Here is a 3,563-nt window from a genome sequence, read left to right on the forward strand (position 1 = left end):
TCCGCCATACTGTAAAAAGGACTATCTCATGAAGGCATCTGCCATCATGAGATAGTCCTTTTTTATTTTTTCAACCCCTGGATGCCATGGTAAATGAGACGCAGCAGCATAGCCTGAATCTGGAACCATGATTCGTCTTTTTTCCATTTATGATGCTGGTTGATGGTAAAAGCCCCGCTGACCAGGAATAAGTAGAGATTTTCCGCTAATGTTGCATCAATCTGAAGTTGATTTTGTAAAAATGAAATCATTTGAGCTTTTTCATGTGTGAAAATATATTCTAAGATGTAAGGCCCTAAGGTCTTATCTGAAAAGAGTGCTTGGTAACAAGGGGAATCTGCGATGCGTTGACAGACGGGCAGCATAGTATAGTTATTCTTGATGAAAGAGTCCCCTTCATTTGATTGACTGGCTTGGTAAAGAAAATCGGCCAAGGATTTATCAGGATTTGTATTTTCGGATAAATGCAGCGCTTCCTCAAGGATGGCGTCTAACAAGGCATAGATATCCATATAATGCAAGTAGAACGTAGCCCGTGTAATTTCCGCCTTTTTGCAGATAGCCGTGACTGTGACTTTCGGAAAGGGATACTTTTGGAGCAGTTCCAAAAAAGATTGCTTGATAACAGAACGCGTATAGCGGGTGCGACGATCTAACTTTTGCGTCATGAAGGATACCTCCTTACTTTCTAGACAATTTGGGAGATGTGTCCATTATCAGACACTTCCTCGAAGGTGACTGTTGAATGTTTTCTTGCGTTTAATATAATAGATATTGAACATAGTGTCAATAAAAATATTTATTGTAAAGAATAAAGGAGAGAAAATAATGGACATTCAGCAGATTCGCAATGCTACACTTAAAATTGTATATCAAGGGAAGACCTTTTTAATTGACCCCTGGCTTTGTGGAAAAGGAAGCCTTGGTAGTTTCGGAGATATTCCGGGGAAGCCATACATGATTCCGGACCCGGTTAAAATGGAAATTGCCATGCCGATTTATGGACTGCCTAAGACACCGCAGGAAATTCTGAATGGTGTCGATTATTACATCGTAACGCACATCCATCCAGACCATGTTGATATAGCTGCCGATGGGACCGTAGGCCAGCCTTTGGATAAGTCCATTCCTGTCTTTGTGCAGAATGAACAGGACGCAGCCATTTTTGAAAAGTCTGGATTTCAAGATGTACAGGTTTTGTCTAAGTCTCCGTTGACTCTCGAGGGCCTTACCCTTCAACATATGCCGGCACGCCATGGTACCATCGTTCCTTGCGGTGACGCTATGGGGATCCTCTTCCAGAGCGCAGACGAACCTACCCTTTATGTCGCTGGTGATACCGTATGGTATCCTGAAGTGGAAAATACGCTGAAAACGTATCGCCCTGATGTCGTCGCATTAAATGCTTGTGCGGCTGAAACTGTAGAAAATGGCCGGCTCATCATGGGCGATGAAGATGTAGCTTGTGTAGCAAAGACTGTTCCGCAGTCTCAGCTTCTTCTTACTCATCTGGATAATGTAGCCCATGCCTCTTTGACGAGATATACTCTGCGCAGCCGGCTCATGGCCCGTGGGGTGGACCATTATATTATGCCCAATGATGGAGAATGGGTTTCTTTCTAATGTGTTTTCCGATATTGCGTAGGTAATTCACCGAAACGTTTTTTGAAAGCTGCAGAAAATCGGCTCTGGCTTTCATACCCGACTTTGGCTGCGATTTCTGCCATTGAATCTTGACTATGGCAGAGAAGTTCCGCAGCTTGCAGCAGACGGTGCTCTTTGATATGGGCTGCCAGAGAAGTACCATAGACTGCTTTAAATACGTTTTTTAAAGTCGTCTGATTTATGAGATATTGTTGGGCCAGTGTGTCAATTGTGATGCGCTGGTCCAATTTTTGTAATAAATCGTAGTGGATTTTTTGTACTAAGGCCACTTGTTCCGATGGATAAGCAGATAAATGTTGACGCTTATGAAGGGGTAAGCGGCTTAAATGGAGCAACAGTTCTAAAACTTTTAACTTTTCATAAGCGTTCGAGAGAAGGGCTGGCTGGTCCCAAAAAAAGGAAATAATCCGCTGTAATTCCGTATCATTTTGCCAGAAAGCCTCTCCAGATTCGTCAGGAAAGCATGCAGCGAGAAGCTGAAATGAATGCAAACCGGCTTCCTCGAACAGCGATGGCGGCTGTTCTTTTATTACGGGAAGATTGAAAAAAAGAGACAGGCCCTCATAAAAACCGTTTGGCAGGGAAAGGATTGCTTGGGTACAGGCTGATGCGGCATGGCAGGCAAAAGCCTGGCGATGCAGATAAATTTGTTTGCCTGAATTTAACTGCCAGCCCATACTTCCTTCACGACCGTTGCTGAAAATATAAAGACCGGGCCAGCTTGAATGTTGAACCGTACAGGTCGCTCCTTGTAGCCGATATCGGGCCAGGAGGATGCCTGGGAATAGAACTTGATGTTTCAGTGTACTGTCTGGAGGAAGGGAATTTTTGATTTCATAAATGAGGGTATTGGTCGGATCGTTCATATGGTACGTCTCCTTTTTCGCCTGTTTAGACATTCCTTTATCCCTTTTAGCAGGAACCAGGAAAGGGACATTGACGATTTTGATTAGGCATATTATACTTCAAGCACAACGATTGAACAAATGAGCAATCGTTCATATTATTTTTAGAGGAGAGATTATCATGAAAAAGAAAACGTATAAGATCGATGTAGATTGTGCTAATTGTGCCAACCTGATGGAAGATGCTGCCAGAAAAACAGAAGGGGTAGCTGAGGCGACGGTAAATTTCATGTTACAAAAGATGATTATTAAATTTGAAGAAAACTACGATCCGGAACAGGTGATGCAACAAGTCGTCAAGGACTGCAAAAAAATCGAACCGGATTGTGAAATTCACGTAAAATAAAGCAGGAAGAAGGGACAACTGATGAATGATAAACAGAAACGGATGCTCTGGCGCATCGGGATTACGGCTGTTTGGCTTATGGCACTTCAATTTATCCCGGTACAGGGGTGGCTGCGTTTGGCCCTTTATCTGGTTGCTTACGGTATCATCGGCTATGATATCCTGCGGAAGGCTGGAAAGGGAATCGTGAATGGCCGCATTTTTGATGAAAACTTCTTGATGACCATTGCTACGCTGGGCGCCTTTGCTTTAGCCATTTATGAGCAGAGCGGTGATTACCTGGAAGGTATTGCTGTCATGTTGTTCTACCAAATCGGCGAATGGTTCCAAAGCTATGCTGTTGGCCGCAGCCGGAAGAATATCGGTGCCCTCATGGATATCCGTCCTGATTATGCGAATATAGAACGGGATGGTAAACTGGAAAAAGTCGACCCGGATGATGTAGCTTTAGGTACGACGATAGTCGTCCAGCCCGGTGAACGGGTGCCCTTGGATGGCGTGGTCCTTCGTGGGACATCGAGCCTCAATACGAGTGCCCTGACAGGAGAAAGCCTGCCCAGAGATGTGCAGCAAGGGGATGAAGTCATTAGTGGCTGTATCAATATGACTGGCGTCCTTTACGTGAAGACCACGAAGGAATCCGAAGA

Annotated in this window: 4 protein-coding genes and 1 pseudogene; 3 read left to right on the top strand and 2 right to left on the bottom strand. The window is 44.3% G+C overall.

Features of this window, described 5'->3' with window-relative positions; translation table 11 throughout:
- Positions 1 to 62: 62 nt before the first annotated feature.
- Entirely contained in the window at positions 63 to 668 is a 606-nt protein-coding gene (locus tag DBO31_RS05250; protein ID WP_150824612.1) for a TetR/AcrR family transcriptional regulator, read from the bottom strand.
- Between the two features lie 160 nt (positions 669 to 828).
- Here DBO31_RS05250 and DBO31_RS05255 point away from each other — a divergent pair, with 160 nt between their 5' ends.
- The gene (locus tag DBO31_RS05255) at positions 829 to 1,623 is read left to right on the top strand and encodes an MBL fold metallo-hydrolase (RefSeq protein ID WP_150824613.1); all 795 of its coding nucleotides are present in this window, start codon (positions 829 to 831) and stop codon (positions 1,621 to 1,623) included.
- On the opposite strand, the gene DBO31_RS05260 is transcribed toward DBO31_RS05255, so the two are convergent.
- Positions 1,620 to 2,531 carry a helix-turn-helix transcriptional regulator gene (locus DBO31_RS05260; RefSeq protein WP_159897766.1) on the bottom strand — a complete coding sequence of 304 codons (912 nt, stop codon included), beginning with the start codon at positions 2,529 to 2,531 and terminating at the stop codon, positions 1,620 to 1,622. The genes DBO31_RS05255 and DBO31_RS05260 overlap by 4 nt on opposite strands.
- Positions 2,532 to 2,691: 160 nt before the next feature.
- Here DBO31_RS05260 and DBO31_RS05265 point away from each other — a divergent pair, with 160 nt between their 5' ends.
- On the top strand, positions 2,692 to 2,916 hold the full coding sequence (locus DBO31_RS05265; protein ID WP_059076645.1) for a cation transporter: 225 nt from the start codon (positions 2,692 to 2,694) through the stop codon (positions 2,914 to 2,916).
- Between the two features lie 21 nt (positions 2,917 to 2,937).
- Positions 2,938 to 3,563 (top strand): annotated as a pseudogene (locus DBO31_RS05270) (heavy metal translocating P-type ATPase); the annotation flags it as partial.

Source organism: Megasphaera sp. DJF_B143 (assembly GCF_900320625.1).
GTDB classification, from domain to species: domain Bacteria; phylum Bacillota; class Negativicutes; order Veillonellales; family Megasphaeraceae; genus Megasphaera; species Megasphaera hexanoica.